This window comes from Catellatospora chokoriensis, from assembly GCF_011297315.1.
Lineage (GTDB): Bacteria > Actinomycetota > Actinomycetes > Mycobacteriales > Micromonosporaceae > Catellatospora > Catellatospora citrea.
Map to the genome: position 1 here is coordinate 1 of NZ_JAAOTI010000045.1, position 23,377 is coordinate 23,377.

A 23,377-nucleotide genomic window follows, 5' to 3' on the forward strand; every position below is an offset into this window, starting at 1 on the left:
GGTGTGGTTACCGCTGTCGCTTTTCCCTAATCTGTGGAGCGCCCCCTGCTCCACCCCCCACCGTCCCCCTCAGCCGTGAGCGAACACAGGTGTCATTTGTCCCGTATGCGGGGGAGCTGAGCTGAGAAAACGCTGAACGTTGTGCGATGGGGACCACGCATCAGCCAACCGAAGGTTTCTACGGTGTACCGTCGACTAACCGGGCCGCGCCCGGTGAGCTGACCGCCTCTATCGATCAGGAGGACACGGGCGCGAACAAAAGCGTCCGGTAACAGCATGGAGCGTACGCGTTTCTTCCGCCGGCCGATCTTCTGGATCTTCATCGTGGCCATCGGCGCGATCCTGCTCAGCCAGCTCTTCACCAGCGGCCCGAGCTACCAGCCCGTGGACACCTCGGTGGCGCTCGCCCAGCTCAACCAGGCTGGGCCGAACGCGATCAAGGAAGTGCAGATCCGGGACAAGGAGCAGACGCTCCGGATCGACCTGGCCAATAAGAGCAAGTTCGACGATGTCGAGACCGACAAGATCGAAGCCCAGTACCCGGCCGACGCCGGGCTGGAGATCTTCAATCAGGTGAGCGCGGCCAAGGCCGCGGGCAAGATCTCGGGCCCGTTCGACACCGAGGTCACCGAGGAATCGGTGTTCCTGTCGCTGCTGGTGAGCCTGCTGCCGATCGCCGTGCTGGTGATCCTGCTGCTGCTGTTCATGTCGCAGATGCAGGGCGGCGGCTCGCGGGTGCTGAACTTCGGCAAGTCGAAGGCGAAGCTCGTCAGCAAGGACACCCCGAAGACCACCTTCGCGGACGTGGCCGGCTCCGACGAGGCCGTCGAGGAGCTGCACGAGATCAAGGACTTCCTGCAGAACCCGGCGAAGTACCAGGCGCTCGGCGCCAAGATCCCGAAGGGTGTGCTGCTGTTCGGCCCGCCCGGAACGGGTAAGACGCTGCTGGCCCGCGCCGTCGCCGGCGAGGCCGGGGTGCCGTTCTACTCGATCTCGGGTTCCGACTTCGTCGAGATGTTCGTGGGTGTCGGCGCCTCGCGTGTCCGTGACCTGTTCGAGCAGGCGAAGGCGAACGCCCCGGCGATCGTGTTCGTGGACGAGATCGACGCCGTCGGCCGCCACCGCGGCGCCGGCATGGGCGGCGGTCACGACGAGCGCGAGCAGACCCTCAACCAGCTGCTGGTCGAGATGGACGGCTTCGACGCGAAGGGCGGCGTCATCATGATCGCCGCGACCAACCGTCCCGACATCCTCGACCCGGCGCTGCTGCGCCCGGGCCGGTTCGACCGCCAGATCGCGGTGGACACCCCGGACATGGTCGGCCGCAAGGCGATCCTGCGGGTGCACGGCAAGGGCAAGCCCTTCACGCCGGACGTGGACCTGGACGCGGTGGCGCGGCGCACGCCGGGCTTCACCGGCGCCGACCTGGCCAACGTGATCAACGAGGCCGCGCTGCTGACCGCGCGTCAGGACAAGCGCGCCATCACCAACGAGTCGCTGGAGGAGTCGATCGACCGCGTGGTCGCCGGCCCGCAGCGGCGCACCCGGGTGATGTCGGACCACGAGAAGAAGATCACCGCGTACCACGAGGGCGGCCACGCCCTGGTGGCCTGGGCGCTGCCGCACAGCGCGCCGGTGCACAAGGTGACGATCCTGTCGCGCAGCCGCTCGCTGGGTCACACGCTGGTTCTGCCGACCGAGGACAAGTACACCCAGACCCGCGCCGAGATGATCGACACCCTGGCGTACGCGCTGGGCGGCCGGGCGGCCGAGGAGCTCGTGTTCCACGAGCCGACCACGGGCGCCGGCAACGACATCGAGAAGGCGTCGGCGCTGGCCCGGGCCATGGTCACCCAGTACGGCATGAGCTCGAAGCTCGGTGCGGTCAAGTACGGCACCGCCGGTGACGAGCCGTTCCTGGGCCGGTCCTACGGCCACGAGCGGGACTACTCCGACTCCATCGCCGCCGAGATCGACTCCGAGGTGCGCTCGCTCATCGAGCTGGCCCACGACGAGGCGTACGAGATCCTCGTCGAGTACCGCGACGTGCTCGACGCGATCGTGCTGGAGCTGATCGAGAAGGAGACCATCTCGACCGCCGACATGGCGCGCATCTGCGCCCGCGTCGTCAAGCGGCCGCCGATGGCCCCGTTCAACGGGTTCGGCAAGCGCACGCCGTCCACCCAGCCGCCGGTGCTCACGCCGGCCGAGGTGGAGAAGCAGTCGGCGAGCAATGGCCAGGCCAGCGACAGCGGCGAGATCACCGTCTCGACGACCGCGGAGGCCACGAACTGAACGGCGAGCGAGAGCTGGATCATCTCGCCGCCCGCCTGGTCGACGGCTCCCTCACCGGTGTTCCGGTGGAGGAGACCGTCGACCTCGCGCGTATCGAGAAGGCGGTCCGGGAGATCCTCCTCGCGCTGGGCGAGGATCCCGACCGCGACGGCCTGCAGAAGACCCCGTCCCGGGTGGCCCGCGCGTACGCCGAGCTGTTCGCGGGCCTGCGGGCCAATCCCGCGGACGTGCTCAAGACGACGTTCGAGGCCGACCACGACGAGTTCGTGCTGGTCCGCGACATCTCCATCTTCAGCCTGTGCGAGCATCACCTGCTGCCCTTCCGGGGCGTGGCGCACGTCGGCTACCTGCCCGGCGAGGACGGCCGCATCACCGGCCTGTCGAAGCTGGCCCGCCTGGTCGAGGTCTTCGCCCGGCGGCCGCAGGTGCAGGAACGGCTCACCTCCCAGGTCGCCGACCTGCTCCAGGAGCAGCTGCAGGCGCGGGGCGTCATCGTGGTGCTGGAGTGCGAGCACATGTGCATGGAGATGCGCGGCATCCGCAAGGCCGGCGCCCGCACCGTCACGAGCGCCGTACGCGGCATCCTCAAGTCGGACCCGAAGACCCGCGCCGAAGCGATGTCCCTGATCAACTCCCGCTGACCCCGGTACCCGCCAGCGCCCGTCCCGCCGTGACCACGGCCGGACGGGCGCTTTCGTTCACAGCACGGCGAGCAGCAGGACCGCCAGCAGCGCCGGCGCGATGCAGGCGAACGCCCCGACGGCGGCGGTCCGGGGACGCTCCGGGTAGACGACGCCGACCAGCAGCCAGCCGCCGCCGAACGCCAGCGGCGCGAGGATCAGCCCGCACACCGCGGCGAAGAACACCTGCGCGCCGTCCCCGGCCAGACCCGCGACCGCCAGCTGCACCAGCAGCGCGGCCAGGCTCAGCGGCCCGTACACCAGCAGGTTGCGCAGCGTCTGGGAGCCGCTGCCCTCGTCGTCGAACCGGGCCAGCGCCCCATCGGCGACCTCGACGTTCGCGCCCGCCTGGCGCAGCGCGGCCAGCGCCACCGCCGGGCCGCCGGTGACCGCCTCCGCCGCGGCCAGCAGCTCCGCCGGGCCCGGCTGGAGCATCGGCGGCGGAGCGCCCGCCCGGCTCGCCGTGTCGAGCAGCCGGGTGGCCTGCATGCCGAGCCGAGCCTGCACCGTCGGCAGCTCGTCCCGGGCCGCCGCCAAAGCCGACGCCTCACCCGCGGCCGAGTCCGCCGCCTCCCGCCGCACCGTGTCCAACCGCTGCGCCGCCGCCAGATACTCCGCCCACGCGGAACCGCGCTCGCTCATGGTCATGCCGGCTCCTGGCTCAGGGCGGTGAGGATGACGGGCGGATCGTAGGAAGGGTCGCGGGCCTGCCAGAGGCGCTGCCGCAGCGCGGCCAGCACCTGCGCGTCGGCGTCCGGGTCGGGGAACCGCACCGTCTTCTCGTGGCCGCGCGTCGCGCCACGCGGCCCGCCCAGCCCACCGGCCGTGTTGACGACCGCGCAACCCAGCGGCAGGGTCGCCGCCGCATCGTTGGTCGCCTCCAGCACGTCGCCGCCGCCCGGCAGCGCGATGCGCACCGGCACCTGCCCGAACAGCGAATCCCGGCGGGCGTGCAGCGCCTCGATCCCCCGCACCGTGTGCGAGCAGAGAATCAGATGCACGCCGTACGCACGCCCGCGCCGCCCGATCGACTCCAGCAGCCCCAGCGCCTCGGCCGCGACCGGATCCGAACCCGCCACCAGCACCGGGAACTCGTCGATCACGCAGACCAGGCGGGGCAGCGAACGCTGCTCGCGGGCCTGCGCGAAACGCTTCACGCCCAGCTCCTGCCACAACTCCTCGCGTCGCAGCAGCTCCTCGTCCAGCTCCCGCAGCACCGCCAGCCCCTGCTCGCGGTCGCAGTCCATGCCGACCACCCGGGCGTGCGGCAGCCACGCCGGATCAGGGTCGGGACCCGTGCCCGGCGCGAACCGTCCGAACGCCCCGCCCGGCTTGCAGTCCAGCAGGTACAGCGCCAACTCGTCGGGGTCGTAGCGGGTGCACAGCCCATACAGCACGTTCACCAGGAACGCCGACTTGCCGCCGCCCGAACGCCCGCCGACCAGCCAGTGCGGCGTCAGATCCGCGAACACCAGCGAGATCGGCGTATCGCCGGCCAGCCCCGCGGTCGTGGACAGCCCCGCCGCCGACGACTCCGCCCACCAGTGGTCCGGATCCGGCAGCAGGTCCATCAGATGTACCTGCCCCGACAGGGCATAACGTTCCGCCAGCTCGCGGCACACCCGCGCGACCAGCTCCGCGGGCGGATCCGGATCGAGCCGCACCGGCACCGACAGACCGGGCCAGGTCGCGGTCGGGCTCGGCCCGTCGGCCGCCGCCGGCTGCGCGAAAGGCATGCCCCCCAGCAGCGCGTACGGATTACGCAACGCGATCTGCGTGCTCATCGGCAGCGGGGCCTGCGCCGACGGCAGCGACGTGTCCGGGCTCAGCGGCGGCGGCGGCCAGCCCGCGACGATCAGATGCAGCCCCGTCGCCGGACCCGCCTGCGCCAGCGCGGTGATCCGATTCAACTCGGCCCCCTGCACATCCGACGGCAGCGCGGCGACCAGCAGCAACATGGTGCAGTCCCGACGCCGTGGCCGGGCCGTCGGACGCCGCTGCGCCTCCGGCCGGCTCGGGCGTACCCAATGCTCGGCCTCTGCCAGCACGGCCTGCAGCCCGGCCCGGTCCGTGACCGGCGGCGGCATCAGGCCCGCATCGGCCAGCGCGCCGAACGGCGCGAACAGCGCCCCGCCCACCGCGTCCACCGCCCGCACCACCAGGGTCCCCGACGGCGCGGTCGCCAGCAGCCGCAACAGGATCGCCCGCAGCACCCCCGCCACCCGCGGATCCCGCGAGTCGGCGCTGAACGTCAAATGACCCGTACCCAGCAGCGGCAACACCGCCGGGAACTGCGCGTCCTCCTGCGGCGCCGCCGTGCCGACCCGTACGAACTCCGGTCGGCGCTGCTCGCCCAGCGGAGTGCCCGCCGGCACCTCGTCGAGCGCGGCACCCAGCCAGCCCGGCGTCAACCGCGCCGCCGCATCCCGCAGCCGCTGCGCCAGTGCCTGCTGCTCCGCCAGATCCGTACGCGGCGGCGGAAGATAAGTGTCCAACGCGGACGCGGCAGCCTGCGTCACCGCCGAAGCATGCCGGTGCAGGCTCGCCGCCTGGTCGATCCGCGCGTTCAATCCGGGCACGCCGACACCTCCGCTGCGTCCTCCCCGGGGGAGGGTAGCGCAGAGCGCCCGATACCTGTCGCAACTACGCGGAAGCAACCGCCGAGTAAACCCGACAGTTCTTGTGGCATCGAGCATCCGTCGACGGCGGGCTATTCGTCCTTCTGCAGGTAGTCGATGAAACGTGCCCTGATCAGAGGCTCCTGATCGCCGTAATCGTGCCCGGTGAACTCCCGCCACAACGACACCGAGTCGTCGACCGCCGAGCCGATGTCGGCGAGTTCCCGCTCCTCGGTATCCGGCGACGTGGGCAGATGCTTGAACAGATCCCAGAAGAACCCGATGTCCAGCTTCTCGCGCGCCTTCGTGAAGGCGCGCTCGCGCAGCTCCTCGGTGGGCAGGGCGTCCAGTTCGGCGAAATCGGTCACCCGACCAGCGTACGGGGTGATCCGGCGAGCGGCCTCCCGACAGCGACCCGTCCGCCTGTCGCGGCCTCGTGCCGGCCGGGGACGCAGGCTATCGTCATCGCGTGTACGAGACCCCGCCGCCGAAGCGGCCGTCGCCCATCCTCGGCCTGCTGAAGAAGCCGATGATGCTCGCCATCGCCGCAGCCGCGGTGGCGCTCCTGCTCGTCATCTTCTGCTGCTGCGGGCTGTGGTTGTTCGGGAACCTCAACAGCGGGTCGGCCTGACGCCGCGAGTCATCCATTGAGGAATCGTCGGCCCTGTGCGCGGCGTGTCCGCTCGGCTACGCTGCCCGCAGGGCGTGCTGATGCATGTCTCTGCTCATGGGGGAGGTGAGCATGACGGACGGGCCGTGCCGCAGCTAGTGATGGATCCGGTCGCGGTACGGAAGGTCACCGTCGACCTGCTGAGGCTACTGACACCAGCGAGTGAATCCGCGCTCTGTGTGGGGTTCCACCATTGCGTTCCGCTGTCGCGCTGGCGGGAGCATCGTTCCGTGCTTGCAGGTGGTTCTTGAGCAGTGTGGTTGTTGAGGCAACGCGACGCTCGCGGGCAGTCGACTTCGGTCTCTAGCGAACAGGGATAATGGTGTATTGATGACGATGCGAGATTGAGGAACGAGATGCGGTCGGTGAGGTGGCGAAGGATCCTCCTGATTCTGGCGGTCGTCTTGGCGGTCGCCGGAGTTGGAGGTGTAGTAGCTGCGGTTGTGGCGTATAACGAAGCCACCAAGATCGATCGCAGTAATCCTAAGATTGTTGTCGACGAATATCTGCGAGCGGCTTTGGTCACGAAGGACGACGTAGGCGTCAATCTTCATGTCTGCGATGATTCCGCGGGCTTGGCGCCGATTCGAGAGCTCCGGGAGGAGTTTGACGGGCGGGAGAGAGACTTTGGTGTCGTTGTGCTCGTGACTTGGGGCGCAATGACCGGCGAAACTAATGGGAATGGATCGACTGTAACGACGACGTTGACGATTTCGGGCCGCAAGGATGGCGCGGTCATCAGCAAGCGCAGTGAGACGTGGCGGTTCGCCCTTGTCGAGTCAGGTGGTTGGCGAGTATGCGGTGCTCAGCGCGCGCCAGAGCCAGTGCCGTCAGCTAGTGCTTCGCTCTAGCTACTCTAGCCAGAGGTCAGAAATTGGCACGGCTCTGGTCGCGGGGGCCTGGCCGGTAGCGGCCCATCGATACCAATCGTGCTCTTGCGCCACCCGGACCTGTGCGTTGCCCTCCGGCCCGGAATGAGCTTCGGTAACTGCGCGTAGACCGCGCTGCTCGCCATCGGTGCCGACCTGTACGAGCCGTCGGCCCGTCAATTGGCCAGCTGCCTGGGCGGCGATCACCTCTGCGGAAACCGCAACTCGAGTCGGCGGTGAATCCAATGAGACCAACGCCAAGCTATCGGTGCTCGCAGTTCGCTCTGCCGATGTGCTGATGGTCTCGACCCATACCCGCTCCACCGGCACAAGCGCAGCAAAGACCTCGACTCGCTCGCGCTCGGCGCGATACCACTCTGCCTCGGCGAGCACAGGAATCAGGCTCCGCGCGCCTTGGCGGATCATCGTGTCACCGCGCAGCCCGGTGCGCCATCCGTGGCCAGGGAGGCCGATCATCACCCGGGCACCGCGCAGGACGCCGCCGCTATTGATGACGGTAAGCGCAGGAACGGGCACGATGGGGGCGGGCGGTGTGCGCCACTCGGCTGCCCATGCCGCGAAGTCTGCCTCGGTCATGCCGAGTCGCTCTCCTTTCCGAGGGCAGCACCCTTGCTGATCATGAATGGCACCGGATCGATCGCGCCACGATTGGACCGGTCGCCATCGAGGTGGACCTGGAAGTGTAGGTGTGGTCCGCTGGAGTGGCCACTGGTTCCGACATAGCCAATGACCTGGCCGGCGCCGACTCGCTCGCCGACATGGACCAGAGGCCGGCTCACCATGTGGCAATACCGTGTGATCACCTGACCGGCGTGCAGGATGTCCACGAACCAACCGCAACCAGGGGTGGAGGGTGACCCGTCTCGATTGCAGTTGCCGACGTCGCACTTGCTTACGATCACGACACCTGCTGAAGCCGCCCGGATCGGTGTGTTGCGGGACGCGCCGAGGTCGACGCCGTTGTGACTGGGCCTTTCGCGAGTGCGGAATCCTGACCACACGCCCGCGCTGACTGGGGCCGTCCAGCCGGAGGCGGCTATCTGGCCGAATCCAGCGCACTTCAACTGACTGCCCACGACGACGGCGCGTGCCGCCCCATCGGCGAGTTCGTTGACGATCCGCGTCGCAGTCGGCTCATGCTTGGCGTAAGCGTTGGGGTAGGCGCTGATCTGCACGCGCTGAGCAGCGACAGTAAGCGGGAGTGACTCCCAGTTCCTGACCTTCAACAGCTTGTTGTAGAACTTCGTCGACGAGTAGACGGGGTCCATGATCTGCTCAGGAGTGCCCCAGCCCTGGCTTGGCCGCTGCTGGAACAGCCCAAGCGAATCATGGTCATTGCGGTCGCCGAGGTCGCCGTGGTTGGTGAGGCTACTCTCCTGCATGGCCGTCGCCACGGCGATTACCCATCCGCGGGGCGGCACCTTGAGCTGCTGGCCGGTCCTGATGATGACCGCAGCATTGCGGATCTTGTCCTCGCCATACGGGCCGATCCGCGGGAACTGGCCGGTGATGCTGATGGTCTTCGTGCTGCCACAACCGATGGCGTTGGTCAGCGGCGAATTGTTGGTGGTGAGGTCGCCGAAAATGACGGCAGTCACGGCACCACCGCAGCACAGCAGCGCGAGAGCTGCGGTCACAGCGGCGATGACTCCTGGCCGTAGGAGCCGGCGCCCCTTGTCACGGAGGGGTGTACTGAGCAGCGGGAGGCCACTCATTCCCGCTCCCAGTCAACGCCGTCCACCAGCCACCGGTCTTGAGAAGCCACCAGGCGCAATCGCAACAGGCCCGCGTCGATAGGAACAACGACCTCGACGAACGAGTCGGCGAGGGCCTCCATGCGGGCCGCACCGGTTATCCGGTCCGCAGGCACCCCAGCGGGGTCTACGCCGTCAAGCTCCGCGACGAGAGCCTCCGTGCAGTGTGGGCGCAGGGAGTCGAGCCAGGCAGTTGCACTGCGGTCGTGCTTGATCCATTGCTGGGCGAACTTTGTCGCCACGGAGATCGCTTGCGGCCCGTTCTTTGCCTTCATCGGGCTAGGTGTCGGGTCGAGTCGCACCACACCGTCGTCTCCCTCATGGGGGTCGACGGCGCTCGGTGCTGCAATCGTCGGTTGAACTGATGAGGTGACCGGTGAAGTGGGGTCGGCCAGAAGCTTGCCGAGGGCAACGATCACCGCGACTACACCAGCGAGCCCGAGCGCCACCACGGTGCGGGGCCGTAGGGGAATCCGGGAAAGCATCGCTAGCTCCGTTCCGCCCAGGTCTCGGAGCGGCGCTCAGTCCGCTGCGCTGGTTCAGCGGCTGGTTCTGTCCGTGCTTCCGCGCGAGTGGCCGCCTGGTGAGGCACGGTGGCGGGCCGGTATACGGCGTAGGCCGGAGACGATTCGGGTACATCCGGCGAGCGCCATGTCTCCGCGCGAACTGGGTCGGCACCACCGTGCGCCTCAGCGCGGACGACTGACGCGGGGTCCTCCGCACTGACCGCGAGTTCCGGACGCGCCTCCGGCACAGTCGTGCTGGTGGTGCTTCCGGGGGCGACCACGGGAGCCGGCGTCCGCTCATTGGAGGAGGAGGCTGTTGGGGCCGACGGCCTGGCGGTGAGCAGAGAGGTGCCGCTGCTGCCGCCGCCGAGTTGTGTGATGCGACGGTACGGGCGAAGCAGAATCCAGCCCACTACGCCACAGAGCAGCACCAAGGTGACCTGTAGCCAGCCAGCCAGGGACGACGTACTCATGATGAGGTCGACCGCGAAAAGGTAGACCGCAGCACCTGTCCCGAAGATGAGCACGTTGAACAGCGCCGCCAACACAGAGTTCACCAGTCGGCGTAGGCCTGCGCTGGCTGGGCGAAGCAGACCGACCGTGCCTAGCGCCGGTGCGGCGATCACCGCCCAGCGGATGATGAGGAATCCGAGCAGAACCAGCAATGAAGCCACGATGTCAAAGGCCGCGTAGCAGAACGCAGAGAGGATCGCGACGAAACCCGCGCCGACCCGTTCCATCCCCTTGGTTCCTCGAAGGTACTCGTAGGCCTCCGGGTCCTCGGTCTTGATCTGCTCAGCAACTTTCATCCAGTCGCTCTGTTTGGCCCGGATGATGCCGTCGCGGCGGCTTGAGTCGTCCTGGATCGCCGCAACGTCATCCCAGCTCAACGACTTTGCGCGGTACAGAGCCGGTCCGTACTTCTTAGCTGTCTCGCTGTCGGCAGATCCAAGCACGCCGCGAAGCCAGTTGCGATACAGAAGGGCTTGTACGGCGGTGTCGCCGGCGCGGACAGCCGGAGGACGCCTGTCATCGCAGGCTCCAGGCGTCGCGTCGTCGCATATCGTGGGTGCTTGCGCCCGTGGTCCAACCGCATCATGAACGACGCTGAGGACGCTAACCAGTGTGCTGTCAGCAGCCTTCGCGGACTGGACAGGCCAGCTCGCGATGGCTGTCACGCCCACCATGACCAGAATTGCCCAGCCGACCGTCGTCAGCGCCATCGACATCTGGGCTTGGCGGGAGCGCCACAGCAAGTAGACGCCGATCACCGCCAGCGTGATCACACCGAAAACGCTGAAGACCTGCCGGTAGAGAGCCGTAGTGGCGTTCTCCACGAGCGGGTCGGCCCAGCCCCACATCTCGTCCGGAGCCCACGCCCGCTCCCGAAGCGCGTTGGAGACACCGACGATGCCGGCAGCGAGCATGAACTCGCCGTTGGCGATGGTGTTCTCCAGCTTGTAGTCCGGGTGCATGACCGTCTGGACACAGTTGATGTCGTAGGTGGTGTAGTCGTACCCGGCATAGCCGTATTCGCTGTACAGCAGGTAGCTCCTGCCGTCGGCGCCGGTCGTCCAGGTGGGCTTGCTGACGAACCAGCCGCCCAGGCCGGAGTCCGGGGCTGCCGGGTTCGGCGCGCTCAGGCACTGCACGCGCGAGGCGCTGACGTCCTGTAACCGTGTGATGCACTCGTCCAGCCCGCGGGCCGTCCACTCCTCCAGCGAGCACAGCTTGTCCCCGGGCGCTGCGACCGCCGCAGCGGCAGGCGCGGCGGCCTGGACCGGTGCGCCGAACAGCGTTCCCAGCGCCAGCACCATCGTGGCGAGAACCGCGGAGGCGAGCCGCTTCACCGCTTGCCTCCCTGGCCGGCCGCCTGCCCGGTCGGGGTGGTGTCGAGGGTTTCCAGCAGCCCGGCGACGTACGACACGTCCACCCGCACCCGCTGCACCCGGCTGTCGACGTCGCGCAGCACGAACTCGCGGTATCCGAGCCGCCCCGCGCTGTTCGCGTCGGGCGCGGACAGCGATGCCAGCACGGCTTCGTACCCGACGTCGGTGGGCACCCGCAGCAGCCGCAGCGCCTCGGACGCGATCTCCGGGTCCTGCGCGATACGTCCGACGAACACGGTCGACACGAGGTTCTGCACGTCGAGCCCGAGGATGTCCTTCGGGTTCTGGGACGCGACGAGGGCGGCGAGGTTCCACTTGCGGCTGTCGCGCGCGAGCCGGACCAGGAACGAGCGTCCGGACCGCCAGCCTTCCATGAAGTGCGCCTCGTCGAGTCCGACGAGTTTGCGCTGGTGCATGTCGCCGGAGTAGCAGCGCCGGACGGCGAGCCGGTGCGCGGTGTGCAGCATCGGCAGCGCCAGCGCTTCTTCCGCGGACCAGTACTCGCGTTCGATCTTCAGGTCGGGCAGGCGCAGCCCGGACATGGTGATGACGGTGAGCGCCGAGTCGGTGCTGAGCAGGTCGCCGGGCGGGCTGCCGAAGAACAGCAGCGCGAGCGGCATCTCGGCGGTGTCGAGCAGGAGGTTGGCCAGTTCGCGGCCGGTGTCGTCGATGCCGGCGAGGCAGCGTACGACGTCGTCGAGGGTGGCGGTCTCCTCGGCGGGCACGGTGCGCACGGCGTGCCGGAGCAGCGTGGCCGTGGATGCTTCGCGGGCGACCTGCGGCGGCATGAGCATGGAGCAGATGTCCTGGACCAGCATGCGGCGCTCGGCGCGGGCGTTGCTGACGGAGATCTCGTATTCGCGGTCGCCGTCGGCGCCGGGGCCGAATTCGGTGCGCTGCGGGGTCGGGATCAGCGAGTACGGGGCGAGGGTGCCCTGTTCGCCGCCGGTCAGGTTGAGCACGCGCGAGTACGGCTTGAGTTCCGGCATGGACGCGAGGCGGGCCAGCGGGCCGCTCGGGTCGAGCAGGGTGACCTGGACGCCGCGCCGGGCGTTGAGGTAGCCCATGGCGCCGAGCAGGGTGGACTTGCCACCGCCGGGCTCGGCGACCATGACCGACAGGCCGGAGCGCTCGCGGACCTCCATGGGGAAGTGCGGGTCGAGGAAGACGGGGCGGCGGCAGGTGCCGGCGGTGCGCCCGAGGAGGTCGCCGCGGCGGTCGCCGACGACGGACGCGGCCTGGGGCAGCGCGGCGGCGAGCAGGCGCACCGGCATGCGGCGCAGGTAGCCGGTGTTGGCGACGGGCTCGCCGGGGATGAATTCGCGGGCGAGTTGGTCCTGCTGCTTGGGGTGCTGCAGCGAGACGCGCAGCTCCCGGCTGTAGGTGGCGACGACGGAGCGGGCGCGTTCGAGGCATTCCTCGCGGTCGGCGCCGCTGACGGCGATGCGGTGCCAGCCGTGGGCGCGGGCGGAGTCGACGGGCAGGCCGGTGGTCATCTCGTCGCCCATGACCAGCGCCCGGCTGGCGAGGCGTTCGAGCTCGGGCGGGGCGTCCATGCCGTGCTCGAGGTAGTCCAGCTGCTGCGAACGGATCATGCGCAGCCGGTGTTCGAGGTTGCGGAAGCTGTCGCCGGGTCCGAGGATGTCGACCCGCGACGACAGCTCCATGGGCCAGGGCAGGCGCTCGTGGAAGTGCAGCCAGGGCTCGTGCCGCTCGGGGATGTCGAGGGGTTCCATGCGGCCGACGGTGAGCACGGCGGTGTGCCGTTCCTCGCCGGTCATCCGGTTGACGAGCTTGACCGTGCTGCCGTACGGCGTGCGGTAGCGCTCGATGTGCTCGGTCAGGGCGAGCAGGTCGCCTGCGTCCCAGCGGCCGTGCGCGACGGAGCCGAGCATGTTCGGCGGGCTCATGCCGAGCGCGACGGAGCGGTAGAGCAGCCATTCGAGTTCGGTCGCGGCGGCGCGCTGGCCGCGCATGCCGAAGGCGGCGAGCACCTCGTCGAACTGTTCGACCTGCTTGCCGAGTTTGCGGCGTTCGGAGTCGGCGGTGCCCTTGCCGAAGGCGCGCAGCAGCTTCTCGCTGAACGAGTCGCCGAGCGCGCGCCGGGCGAAGGTCACGCCGAGGTAGGTCTGGCCCTCGCTGTGGTTGATCTCGCGCAGGTGCCGCTGGGCGGCGACGAGGTGGTCGCCCCAGCCGGGCGCGCCGGGCACGGGCGGCAGCGGGCGGTGGGTGAGCTGGTCGAGCTGCGCGGCCCACTGGTCGGCCGGGAACGGCCGGGTGGTGCGGCGCAGGTGCAGCCGGAAACCGGCGAGGCCGGCGTACTGCTCGCTGATGGCGGACAGCAGCGACTCGCGGTCGGCGTCGGGCCGGAACGCCCAGCGCACCTCGGGCAGCATGTACCACGCGGTGACGGCGTGCGGAGTGAACGTGAGATGACCGGCGATCTCGGTGATCGCGAGTTCCTGGGCGGCGTCGCGGTCGCGGGGGGCCTTTGGCTGCGCGGGCGGCTTGACCTGCTTGCCGCGGCTCTTGGCCGGTTGCCGCTGCCCGGCGGGCGGTGCGCTGCGGGGCGCGGCCGGCGGGGCGCCGCGCGGGGGCAGCGGACGGCTGCTCAGCGGCACGGTGCTGACCGGCACGGAGCTGACCGGAATCGCGCTGACCGGGCGGTTGCGCAGGTCGGGCTGGGGGCGCATGGGCACCCCGCTGACCGGCACGCCGCTGACGGGCGCGTTGCGCGGCACGCCGCTGACCGGGGCGTTGCGCGGGCGGCCGGGCGCAGTGCCGCGGCTCTGCGCGGTGGCGCGCGGGTCGGTCTGCGGGTCGGGGTGACCGCCCTGGTCGGCACGGTGGCCGGTCGGCGGCGGCGCGGTCAGTGGCCCGTCCGCCCGCGCGGGGCCGGACCGGTGCGGCGTGCCCTGGCGGCTGTCGGGCCGTCCCGGCGTGGTGCGCCCGGCCGGCGGCGCGTCGGAGTACGCCGCGGACTGGCTGGAGGCGGTTGCGCCGGATGCGGGGGTGCCGCGTCCGGGTGGGGACGGGCGGAGCGGCGTGCCGGTGAGGCCGACCGACGAGGGGTCGGCCGCCTCGGAGTCGAACAGCTCCAGGAACGGCGACTCGATGTCGGGGCCGGACGGCGGCGGTGGCGCGGAGGACGGCTCGGGGTCGCGGCGCGAGGACGCGGCGCGTTCACGCTGTGCCTGGGTGGCGGCGTCGGCGGCCGCGCGCATCTCGGCGGCGCGCCGGTCGGCCGCCGTCTGCAGGTCGCTGCGCAGGTCGGCGGTGCGGGCCTCGGGGCGCCCGCCGGCGTCCTCGGCAGGACCCTCCGGCTCGGCGGGTTCGCGGCGGCGCGGCGGCTGGAACACGGCGACGGGGCCCGTCGCGGCGGTCCCTTCGACGGACGGGACGACGTCGGATACCGCGTCGTCCAGGTCGTACTCGGTATCGTTGCTGGTCATGTGATCGCCTGCCGCACGACGACGCGGCGGGCGACCAGGCGCGGGTCGCGGCGCTCGACGACCGGTTCGCGGGTGCGCTTCCAGTCGGTGAGCGCGGTGCGGATGACCATGCGCGCGGGCCGGTCGGGGTCGACGTGGCGGAAGATGTAGGACGTGGTCACGATGGCGAGCGCGATCTCCCAGGTCGGGAAGAGCTCGAACTTCTGCGTGAACAGCCAGTGGATGCCCATGTAGAGCGGGACCAGCAGCACGAACAGGCCGTACTGTGCGTACGGCAACTGCACGGGGAGCGTGTATCCGGGCGGCCCGAGATAGACCAGGCGAGCCCGGTAGATGTCGTCGTCCGTACGCAGCCGCATCGCTTCCGCCTACTCGAACATGATGTCGATGAGGTTCTCGCCGACGAGCAGCAGCGCGCCCGCGCCGACGATGAAGGCCACGCCGATGATGGCGATCGCAGAGCTGGTCAGCACCTTCGACACCTCGCCCTTGCTGGCGCGGCCGATGAAGATGACGCCGAGGATCGCCAGCAGGATCGGAGAGATCTTCGTGGCGAAGAAGGTGAGGATGTCGTTGGTCGCGATGCCGCCGCCCGCGGGGTCCCCGGGCGCCGCCAGGATCTCGTCGGCGAGCATGCCGAGGCTCGGCGTGGCATGGTTCCACGCCGCCTGGACCAGTTCCATGGCGATCATTCGGTACCTCCCCGGTGCGCGACCGGCGCTGCAATTGCTTAAGCCTTACTGATGGGGGTCCTCAGCGGTGGGATGCAGCTGATGACACCCTGCTTCGTGTCGATTACAGGTCGTGGTGGAGCGCCGGGGCGTTTTTGTGGTGCTGTGCGGTTGTGTAGGACCGGTGTTCGATCCATAGCAGAGCGTACGGTGCACCCACCGGTGCGACAAGCCATGCAGGTGGTGGCGGGTGTCGGATGTCCGCCGGTTACCTGGCGCCGGTCATCGTGACACTGACGTCGGTGAACGTCAGCGGGATGGGTGCCTGTGGCTTGTGGACGGTCACCGTGGCCCGGGCGACGCGGGGGTCGCCCAGGCAGGCGTCGACGAGCCGCCGGGCCAGCGTCTCGATGAGGTTGACCGGGGGCCCGGCCACGATCTCGGCCAGCCGTGAGGCCAGCTCGCCGTAGTGCACCGTGTCGGCGACGTCGTCGCTGTCCGCGGCCGGGCGCAGGTCCAGCCCGAGCACGACGTCGACCACGAAGTCCTGCCCGTCGCGCCGCTCGAAGTCGAAGACGCCGTGGTTGCCGCGTACCCGCAGGCCGGTGAGCGTGATGAGGTCCATGGTCAGCCTTCGTAGCGCAGCCGGGGGCTGCCGGTGGCCCGCCACACCGCGAGGGCGTCGACGGTCGAGCGCACGTCATGCACGCGTACCCCCCAGGCGCCTGCCGCGGCGGCCAGCAGGCTGGTCGCGGTGGTGGCGGCGTCGCGGTCCGCCGCGGGCCGGCCGTCGAGCAGCAGGCCCAGGTAGGACTTGCGGCTGGCCCCGAACAGCACCGGGAAGCCCAGGTCGATGATGCGGTCCAGGTGCCGGGTCAGCGCCCAGTTGTGCTCGGCGGTCTTGGCGAAGCCCAGCCCCGGGTCGACGATCAGCCGGTCGGCGGCGACGCCCAGCCGCAGCGCCTCGTCGACCCGGCGCGACAGCTCCTCGCGCACCTCGGTGACCACGTCGCGGTAGGTGGCCAGCGCCTGCATGTCGGCGGAGTGCCCCCGCCAGTGCATGACGACGTACGGGCAGCCGGCGTCGGCGACGACGCGGCGCATGTCCGGGTCGGCCAGCCCGCCGGAGACGTCGTTCACGGCGACCGCCCCGGCCTGCACGGCGGCCGCGGCGACCGCGGCCCGGGTGGTGTCCACACTGGTCGGCACGCCGGCTTCGGCCAGCGCCGCGATGACCGGGACCACCCGCTTGATCTCGGTGTCCGCGTCCACGCGGGACGCGCCCGGCCGGGTCGACTCGCCGCCCACGTCGACCAGGTGCGCGCCCTGGCCGTGCAGCTGCACCCCGTGCCGCACGGCGGCGTCGAGGTCGTCGTACAGGCCGCCGTCGGAGAAGGAATCCGGGGTCACGTTGAGAACCCCCATCACCACCGGCGGCGTCGCGTGCATCAGGTCGGCTGCCACGCTGCGAGAATATCGGTCGTGACTTCGGTGGTCTTCTCGATAGGCAGCAACCTCGGCGACCGCGCCGACCATCTGCGCTTCGCGGTGCGGCGGCTCGCCGAGGAAGGCGAGCTGCTGGCGGTGAGCGGCGTCTACGAGACGCCGCCGTGGGGCGACACGGAGCAGCCGGCGTACTACAACGCCGCCCTGCTCGTACGTGGCGAGCAGTCGGTGGAGCAGTGGCTGCTCACCGCGCAGGGCATCGAGCACGAGGCGGGCCGGGTGCGCCACCAGGCCCGCCGGTACAGCCCGCGCACGCTCGACGTCGACCTGGTCGCCGCGTTCGCCGCCGACGGCGAGCCGATCCTGCGTGACACCCCCGAGCTGACCCTGCCGCACCCGCACGCCCACCAGCGCGCCTTCGTGCTGCGGCCGTGGCTGGAGGTGCAGCCCTACGCCCAGCTGCCCGGGCACGGCTGGGTGAACGACCTCGTGCTGGCCGAGCCGATGGCGACCGAGGTCGCCGCGATGACGGCGCTGCCTCACCTACGGCTCGAAGTAGAGTGACCGTCAGTCAGACGAGTGAGGGGTGTGGACCGCATTGAGCCAGCCGCCGACGCCGGAGCCACGGCTGCAACCCACCAACCCGGCCACCCTGATCGTCGCGGCCCTCGGTTCGGCCGCCGTCGCCTGGCTCATCATCAGCACCTGGTACGGCAGCATGCCGACGCTGCCGTGGCTGCCCGCGTTCACCCTGCTGGCGCTCGCGCTGGTGGAGTTCGCGCTGGCGCAGCAGACCCGGGCGAGGATCGAGCGCAAGCCCGGCCGTCCGGGCGTGGAGCCGCTGGCCGTGGCTCGGTACGCGGTGCTCGCCAAGGCGTCCTCGCTGGCCGGGGCGATCTTCGCCGGCTTCTCCGCGGGGCTGACGCTGTGGCTGCTCGTCGACGGGCAGCGGCTCGCCGCGGCCAGCCGCGACCTGCCCGCGGCCATCAGCTCGCTGGTCTGCTCGCTGGCGCTGGTCGGGGCCGGGCTCTGGCTGGAACGGGCCTGCCGGGTGCCGAAGCGCCCCGAGGACGACAAGCCGGACATCCAGTAACAGTCGAACGGATCGGCGGCGACCACTATCGGGTACCTGTCGACGGCGGGATGTTGTCGCCGGTAGACCCTGTTGCATTCACGTTTCAGCCGGTACGGTGCCTCGGGTATGCCGTGTCGTACCCCGCGACCGGCAGCCGACTCGGGAGGCGCGAGTCATGGCCTACGACAGCGAAGCGACCGACGCGACAGGGCAGCGACGGTACCGCGGCGAGGGCTTCCGTGAGGAGTCCGATCTCAGATCCGACGGCGGCGCACACAGCGTCGTCGCCGGCATGCAGTACCGGCCACGGGCGACGCCCGCGGCCAACCTGGACGACGTCTTCGACGACCCCGCGCACGGCGAGGTCGGCCGCGACCGGCTCGGCGTGCACTTCGCGTGGGAGGGCGTGCTGCTGCTCGGCGTGGTCACGGTGGGCTTCCTGCTGAACAACAGTCATCGGGACACGATCACCGGCGCGAACTTCAAGGAGCTGCTGGTCTTCGCCTCGGTGCTGGGCCTGCTCGGCCTGGGCGCCTCCACGACGCTGCGCGCCGGGGCGGTGAACCTGGCCCTCGGCCCGGTCGCCGCTGCCGCCGCGCTGTACTACGCCGAGCACGGCTCGGCGGGCGTGGTGCCCACCGCCGGCATGGCCGTCGCCTTCGCGGCCGGGCTGGGCCTGGTGGTGGCCGTCCTCGTGGTCGGCTTCCACGTGCCCGGATGGGCGGGCAGCCTGGCGGCGGCGCTGGTGGCGATCGTCTGGATCCAGAAACACCCGGCCCCGCTGACCGTGAGCGGCGAGTACGACCCCACCGGGCAGGCGCTCTACCTGTACGGCGGCTTCGCCGCGCTGACCATCGTGGCCGGCCTGCTCGGCGCGATCCGGTCCATCCGGCGCGGGGTCGGCCGGTTCCGGCCGGTGACAGACCCGGCCCAGCGGCGCGGCGGCCTCGGCGGCGTCGTCGCCGTGCTGGCGCTGATCGGCTCGATGGCGCTGGCGGCCGTGGCGGGCGTGGTGATGGCCGCGCTCAACGGGGCCACCGAACAGGTCGTCGCCCCCACCGAGGGCTTCGAGCTGACCGGCCTCGCCCTGGGCGCGGCCCTGATCGGCGGGGTCAGCGCGTACGGCCGCCGCGGCGGTGTGTTCGGCACGCTGCTCGGCGTCACGCTGCTCGCCCTGGTCGTCTGGTACGCCGACGCGGCCCAGTGGCACATCTCGCTGTACGCGCTGGCCGCCGGCGCTCTCGCGCTGGGCCTGGTGGTCACCAGGCTGGTGGAGACGTTCGGGCGGCCGCTGCCGCTCGACGAGGAGGCCCCGGACGACTGGTCCGACGTGGGCGTGCCGGGCACCTCGTGGTCCACCGGCAGCGGCGACACGTGGTCGAACCTGCCCGCGCAGCCCGCTCCCGCCCGCGCCGACCAGTGGGGCGACGAGGACCGCTGGTCCTCCCTGCGCTGAGCTGACACGACGACCGGAGCCCCGGCCGTGCCGCACCCGCGGCACGACCGGGGCTCCGGCCATCTGTGCCATTCTGCTTTAGAGTCGGGCGAAACGGGCGGGCGCTCGTTGAACCGTTCGTGACGAAGGTTCGGCGATTACCGGCGCGTCGCGCGCCGCGACTGGGTCCGCGCAAGCCACGCTGGGTGGCGCAGCTGTTCAGGACGGGGCGGCGACGATCTACCCGCGGAATGTTCTCGCATTTCAAGGCCGTGGAGCATTCCCCTCGCAAGCAACTGTCGGTAGCCTCTAGCACCATGCCGGACTCGGACACTCGCGATGATCAGCGGCACGCGCGCCTGCTCCCGGTGTTGTTCTGGGGAGGCGTCGGGCTGGCCCCCCTGGCTGCGATTTTCCTGTTCGCGGCCGACGGGGGCACCGCGCTGCGGGCCGCCGTGGGCGTGGTCATCCTGTCGGTCATCCTGATCGGGCTGTCGATCACTCTCCGTCGCGACACCGAGACGGTTCGGCTCGAACTCGAAGACATGATCCTCGATGAGATCGACACCGTTCGAGCCGACGTCCGCGACGACATCTCGACCGCGGCCCACGCCACGCACCGTGCCTTCGCGGAGAAGTTCCAGTACCTGGTCGACCAGCTCGAGGCCACCCGGCACGAGCTGGACGCCACCCGCGCGCAGCTCGAGCACGTCCGCGCCGAGGCCGTGCGGGCCGCCGCGCAGGCCGTGCCCGCGCCCGCCGCCCGGGCCGGCGCCCCCGCACCGACCCCGCACCAGCCGGGCCCGGGCTCGGGCCGCGCGGGCATGCCGCCCGGCGGCGTGGTGCGGCACACGGAGACCGTGCAGGTGACGACGCGGCACACCATCGTCGACCCGCACGGCGAGGACGCGCCGCGCGGCGCGGGGGTGTACGGCAGCCCGGTCAGCGGCGCGGCGGCCGGATTCGACCGTGACCGCGGCCGCGACGCGGGCGAGTACGGCCACCGGGCCGAGAGCCCCCGCATCGAGGTGCAGCGTCCGCGCGCCGAGCGGGCCCGCGAGCGGGACCGGAACGAGGAGTCGTGGACCGAGCAGCGGCTGCGCGAGCAGCTGGAGCGCCGCCGCGACGCCAACGAGCCGGTTTCCGGCGGGGAGACCCGCAGCTCGCGCCGCGACCGTGGCGACGACCGCTGGTCGGACCGTTCCGCCGACGCGATCGAGGGCCGCTGGTCCGACCGCGACGACGAGGACCGGCCGGCCGTGCGCTCCGCCGGTGACCGCTGGACGACCGTGCGCGACGACGACCGCGGCCGCGAGGTGCGGATGGGCGAGCGCCGGGCCGCGCTGCACAGCGACAGCTCCGGCACCGAGCTGCGGATCGAGGACCGCTGGGCCGCGGTGCGCCGCGAGGACCGCGGCTACGACGACGACCGGCTCGACGAGGGCCGGGGCGGCTTCCCGTACCGTGACCAGGAGCGCCGCGAGCCGCGCGCGCTGACCGGCGCCGACCGCGAGGACCGCTGGTCCGACTACGAGGACGTGCGCGAGCGGGACCGCGATCGGGACCGGGACCGCGACCGGGACTACGACCGCCGGTACCGCTGACCACCGACAGCCAGAACGCGCCCTTCCGGAACTCGGGAGGGCGCGTTTTCGTGGAAACAGCGGCTTCGGTGCTACTTGTCGATGTCGCCGACGACGAAGAACATCGAGCCCAGGATGGCGATCAGATCCGGCACGAGGGTGCCCGGCAGCAGCGTGGACAGTGCCTGCACGTTGGCGTACGACGCGGTGCGCAGCTTCATCCGCCACGGCGTCTTGTCGCCCTTCGACACCAGGTAGTAGCCGTTGACCCCGAGCGGGTTCTCGGTCCACGCGTAGGTGTGGCCCTCCGGCGCCTTGACCACCTTGGGCAGGCGCACGTTGACCGGCCCGCCGATCCGGTCGACCCGGTCCAGGCACTGCCGGACCAGGTCCAGCGACACGTACACCTGGTCGAGCAGCACCTCGAAGCGGGCGTGGCAGTCGCCGGCGGTGCGGGTGACCACCGGGACGTCCAGCTCGCCGTAGGCCAGGTAGGGCTCGTCGCGGCGCAGGTCGAAGTCCAGGCCGCTGGCCCGCGCGACGGGCCCCGAGGCGCCGTACGCGGCCGCCTGCGCGGCGGTGAGCACGCCGACGCCGACGGTGCGGGCGAGGAAGATGTCGTTGCGCCGGATCAGGTCGTCCAGCATCGGCATGCGCGAGGCGACCAGGTCGACGGCCTCCCGGGCGCGCCGGGTCCAGCCCGCCGGGACCTCCTCCTTCAGCCCGCCGATGCGGTTGAACATGTAGTGCATGCGGCCGCCGGTGGCCTCCTCCATGACGGCCTGCAGCACCTCGCGCTCGCGGAACGCGTAGAACACCGGCGTGATCGCGCCGATCTCCAGCGGGTAGGAGCCCAGGAACATCAGGTGGTTGAGCACCCGGTTCAGCTCGGCCATCGCCATGCGCAGCCAGACCGCCCGCTCCGGCACCTCCAGGCCCATCAGCCGCTCCACGGCCATCGCCGCGCCCAGCTCGTTGCTGAACGCGCTCAGCCAGTCGTGCCGGTTGGCCAGCACCAGGATCTGCCGGTAGTCGCGCACCTCGAACAGCTTCTCCGCGCCGCGGTGCATGTACCCGATGATCGGCTCGGCGGAGAGCACCTTCTCGCCGTCGAGGACCAGCTTGAGCCGCAGCACGCCGTGCGTGGACGGGTGCTGGGGGCCGATGTTCAGCACCATGTCGGTGCCCAGCTGCTGCGCCCCCGCCCCCGCGCCGACCGTCAACTCCCGCCGGGCCCCACCCGTCTCCACCATGCGCGCCATCGTAAGCCAGCCCAAAGAAAGGAAGGGCACCTTGTTATCGGTATTCGTAGAGGAAGGGCACCTTCTTAACGCTTTGCCCGGCGTGGCCTGGGCGGCGTGGCGCGTCAGGTGCTGGGCTGGAGGAAGGGCAGCCCGCGCCGGTCGAGGCCGGTCCACTGGGCCAGCCACCAGTGACCGCCCAGCCCCGACGCCGCGGTCAGCTCTCCGATCTCGCTCGCCGCGGCGAGCGCCCGCACGTAGCCGACCGGGTCGGACGACGCCAGGGCCAGCGGTGGACGCTGTGCGGTGACGCCGAGGCGGTGCAGCGCGGTGCGCTGGTCCAGCAGCAGCGAGTCCGTGCCGGCGGCCGCGGCGACCGAGTCGACGGCGACGTGACAGGTGATGTCGGTGCTGCCGTCGAAGGCGGGCGGCACCTCACGCCCGTCGCGAAACCCGGTGACCGTGGGCAGGAGGGGCCGCTCGCCGAGCCGATGCCCGTAGTCGACGGCCAGGGCCAGCCCCGCGTCCAGCGCGCCGACCGCGTCGGCCCAGGCCTTGTCCCGGCTGCGCCCGACCTCCACGATGGCGTCCGGCCCCGCGGGCCACCACCGCTCGATCCAGGCGGCGTCAGCCACGTCGAGGGGACCGCCCGGGTTCAGGTCCGTGTCCAGGTACGACCCGTCGCGCGCGAGGTCCAGCGGCACGTTGTCTAGCCATTCGGTGGCCAGCAGCAACCCGGTCAGGCCGCGCGGCAGGTCAGTGCGCCACATGACGCCGTGGACCGCCGCGTCGGCGGCAGGGCCGGGGCCGCGGTCGGTATCGGGGCCGGGATCTGTCCCGTCGAGGCCGACGGCTTCGCCGGGTGACTCGGCAGCGTCGTGCGCGCGGGCGCTGACCTCCACGGCCACCGCCCGGACCCGTGCCCGCAGCGGCGCGTCCAGCGCGGCGAGCACTCCGTGCAGCAGCTCGCCTCGACCGGCGCCCACGTCCACCAGGTCGAACACCTCGGGACTGCCGAGCGCCCGGTCGACGTCGGCGGCGAGCACCGCGATCGCCCGGGCGAAGTGGGGCGACTGGGCGCTGGTCCGGAAGTGGTCGGCGGGCCGCTCGCGGACGAAGAACCCGTCCGGCCCGTACAGCGCAGTTCGCATCGCGTCCCGCCAGCGCATCGG

The 23,377-nt window shown here is 70.9% G+C and carries 22 protein-coding genes; 8 read left to right on the top strand and 14 right to left on the bottom strand.

Going from position 1 to position 23,377, the window contains the following annotated elements:
* Positions 1-276: 276 nt before the first annotated feature.
* Positions 277-2,295 (top strand): ATP-dependent zinc metalloprotease FtsH, encoded by a 2,019-nt coding sequence (ftsH, locus tag HAV39_RS39640; RefSeq protein ID WP_191844242.1) that lies wholly within the window; start codon positions 277-279, stop codon positions 2,293-2,295.
* The gene (gene folE, locus HAV39_RS39645) at positions 2,292-2,936 is read left to right on the top strand and encodes a GTP cyclohydrolase I FolE (protein ID WP_120317426.1); all 645 of its coding nucleotides are present in this window, start codon (positions 2,292-2,294) and stop codon (positions 2,934-2,936) included. Before ftsH ends, folE begins: the two co-directional genes overlap by 4 nt.
* Before the next feature lie 57 nt (positions 2,937-2,993).
* On the opposite strand, the gene HAV39_RS39650 is transcribed toward folE, so the two are convergent.
* The 3 genes from HAV39_RS39650 to HAV39_RS39660 form a co-directional block, all read right to left on the bottom strand.
* Positions 2,994-3,623: a hypothetical protein gene (locus HAV39_RS39650; protein WP_191844243.1), complete on the bottom strand. Its 630-nt coding sequence runs from the start codon at positions 3,621-3,623 to the stop codon at positions 2,994-2,996.
* Complete coding sequence (locus HAV39_RS43475; RefSeq protein ID WP_275413965.1) at positions 3,620-5,554, bottom strand: FtsK/SpoIIIE domain-containing protein; 1,935 nt, start codon at positions 5,552-5,554, stop codon at positions 3,620-3,622. Before HAV39_RS43475 ends, HAV39_RS39650 begins: the two co-directional genes overlap by 4 nt.
* A gap of 131 nt (positions 5,555-5,685) precedes the next feature.
* On the bottom strand, positions 5,686-5,961 hold the full coding sequence (locus HAV39_RS39660) for a hypothetical protein (protein ID WP_191844245.1): 276 nt from the start codon (positions 5,959-5,961) through the stop codon (positions 5,686-5,688).
* A 101-nt stretch (positions 5,962-6,062) separates the two neighbouring features.
* Between HAV39_RS39660 and HAV39_RS39665 the strand changes: the two genes are divergently transcribed.
* Both HAV39_RS39665 and HAV39_RS39670 read left to right on the top strand, forming a co-directional pair.
* Positions 6,063-6,224, top strand: coding sequence for a hypothetical protein (locus tag HAV39_RS39665; protein WP_191844246.1), 162 nt, complete (start codon positions 6,063-6,065; stop codon positions 6,222-6,224).
* A 383-nt stretch (positions 6,225-6,607) separates the two neighbouring features.
* Entirely contained in the window at positions 6,608-7,114 is a 507-nt protein-coding gene (locus tag HAV39_RS39670) for a hypothetical protein (protein WP_191844247.1), read from the top strand.
* On the opposite strand, the gene HAV39_RS39675 is transcribed toward HAV39_RS39670, so the two are convergent.
* The 9 genes from HAV39_RS39675 to folP all read right to left on the bottom strand — a co-directional run bounded on the left by HAV39_RS39675 (position 7,115) and on the right by folP (position 16,874).
* Positions 7,115-7,729: a hypothetical protein gene (locus HAV39_RS39675; protein ID WP_191844248.1), complete on the bottom strand. Its 615-nt coding sequence runs from the start codon at positions 7,727-7,729 to the stop codon at positions 7,115-7,117.
* The gene (locus tag HAV39_RS39680; RefSeq protein WP_191844249.1) at positions 7,726-8,868 is read right to left on the bottom strand and encodes a M23 family metallopeptidase; all 1,143 of its coding nucleotides are present in this window, start codon (positions 8,866-8,868) and stop codon (positions 7,726-7,728) included. Before HAV39_RS39680 ends, HAV39_RS39675 begins: the two co-directional genes overlap by 4 nt.
* A complete protein-coding gene (locus HAV39_RS39685) occupies positions 8,865-9,392 on the bottom strand; it encodes a hypothetical protein (RefSeq protein WP_191844250.1) in 528 nt (175 codons plus the stop codon). Before HAV39_RS39685 ends, HAV39_RS39680 begins: the two co-directional genes overlap by 4 nt.
* 2 nt (positions 9,393-9,394) lie before the next feature.
* Positions 9,395-11,230 carry a DMT family transporter gene (locus HAV39_RS39690; RefSeq protein WP_239120871.1) on the bottom strand — a complete coding sequence of 612 codons (1,836 nt, stop codon included), beginning with the start codon at positions 11,228-11,230 and terminating at the stop codon, positions 9,395-9,397.
* A gap of 29 nt (positions 11,231-11,259) precedes the next feature.
* Positions 11,260-14,754 carry an ATP-binding protein gene (locus HAV39_RS39695; RefSeq protein ID WP_239120867.1) on the bottom strand — a complete coding sequence of 1,165 codons (3,495 nt, stop codon included), beginning with the start codon at positions 14,752-14,754 and terminating at the stop codon, positions 11,260-11,262.
* Positions 14,751-15,113, bottom strand: a complete 363-nt coding sequence (locus HAV39_RS39700) for a hypothetical protein (RefSeq protein WP_191844251.1) — start codon at positions 15,111-15,113, stop codon at positions 14,751-14,753. Before HAV39_RS39700 ends, HAV39_RS39695 begins: the two co-directional genes overlap by 4 nt.
* Positions 15,114-15,122: 9 nt before the next feature.
* Positions 15,123-15,446 (bottom strand): hypothetical protein, encoded by a 324-nt coding sequence (locus HAV39_RS39705; protein WP_120317418.1) that lies wholly within the window; start codon positions 15,444-15,446, stop codon positions 15,123-15,125.
* Between the two features lie 247 nt (positions 15,447-15,693).
* Positions 15,694-16,050: a dihydroneopterin aldolase gene (gene folB / locus HAV39_RS39710; protein ID WP_191844252.1), complete on the bottom strand. Its 357-nt coding sequence runs from the start codon at positions 16,048-16,050 to the stop codon at positions 15,694-15,696.
* A gap of 2 nt (positions 16,051-16,052) precedes the next feature.
* Entirely contained in the window at positions 16,053-16,874 is an 822-nt protein-coding gene (folP, locus tag HAV39_RS39715; protein WP_239120870.1) for a dihydropteroate synthase, read from the bottom strand.
* A gap of 33 nt (positions 16,875-16,907) precedes the next feature.
* On the opposite strand from folP, the gene folK reads away from it, so the two are divergent.
* From folK to HAV39_RS39735, 4 genes are all read left to right on the top strand, one after another.
* A complete protein-coding gene (gene folK / locus HAV39_RS39720) occupies positions 16,908-17,435 on the top strand; it encodes a 2-amino-4-hydroxy-6-hydroxymethyldihydropteridine diphosphokinase (protein WP_191844254.1) in 528 nt (175 codons plus the stop codon).
* Between the two features lie 22 nt (positions 17,436-17,457).
* Positions 17,458-17,964: a DUF3180 domain-containing protein gene (locus HAV39_RS39725; protein WP_239120866.1), complete on the top strand. Its 507-nt coding sequence runs from the start codon at positions 17,458-17,460 to the stop codon at positions 17,962-17,964.
* A 157-nt stretch (positions 17,965-18,121) separates the two neighbouring features.
* On the top strand, positions 18,122-19,402 hold the full coding sequence (locus HAV39_RS39730) for an ABC transporter permease (RefSeq protein ID WP_239120865.1): 1,281 nt from the start codon (positions 18,122-18,124) through the stop codon (positions 19,400-19,402).
* A gap of 296 nt (positions 19,403-19,698) precedes the next feature.
* Positions 19,699-20,985, top strand: coding sequence for a hypothetical protein (locus tag HAV39_RS39735; protein ID WP_191844255.1), 1,287 nt, complete (start codon positions 19,699-19,701; stop codon positions 20,983-20,985).
* Positions 20,986-21,056: 71 nt separating this feature from the next.
* Here HAV39_RS39735 and HAV39_RS39740 read toward each other — a convergent pair whose 3' ends face one another.
* Entirely contained in the window at positions 21,057-22,217 is a 1,161-nt protein-coding gene (locus HAV39_RS39740) for an NADH-quinone oxidoreductase subunit D (RefSeq protein ID WP_191844256.1), read from the bottom strand.
* 113 nt (positions 22,218-22,330) lie between these two features.
* On the bottom strand, positions 22,331-23,356 hold the full coding sequence (locus HAV39_RS39745) for an SAM-dependent methyltransferase (RefSeq protein WP_191844257.1): 1,026 nt from the start codon (positions 23,354-23,356) through the stop codon (positions 22,331-22,333).
* Between the last annotated feature and the right edge of the window lie 21 nt (positions 23,357-23,377).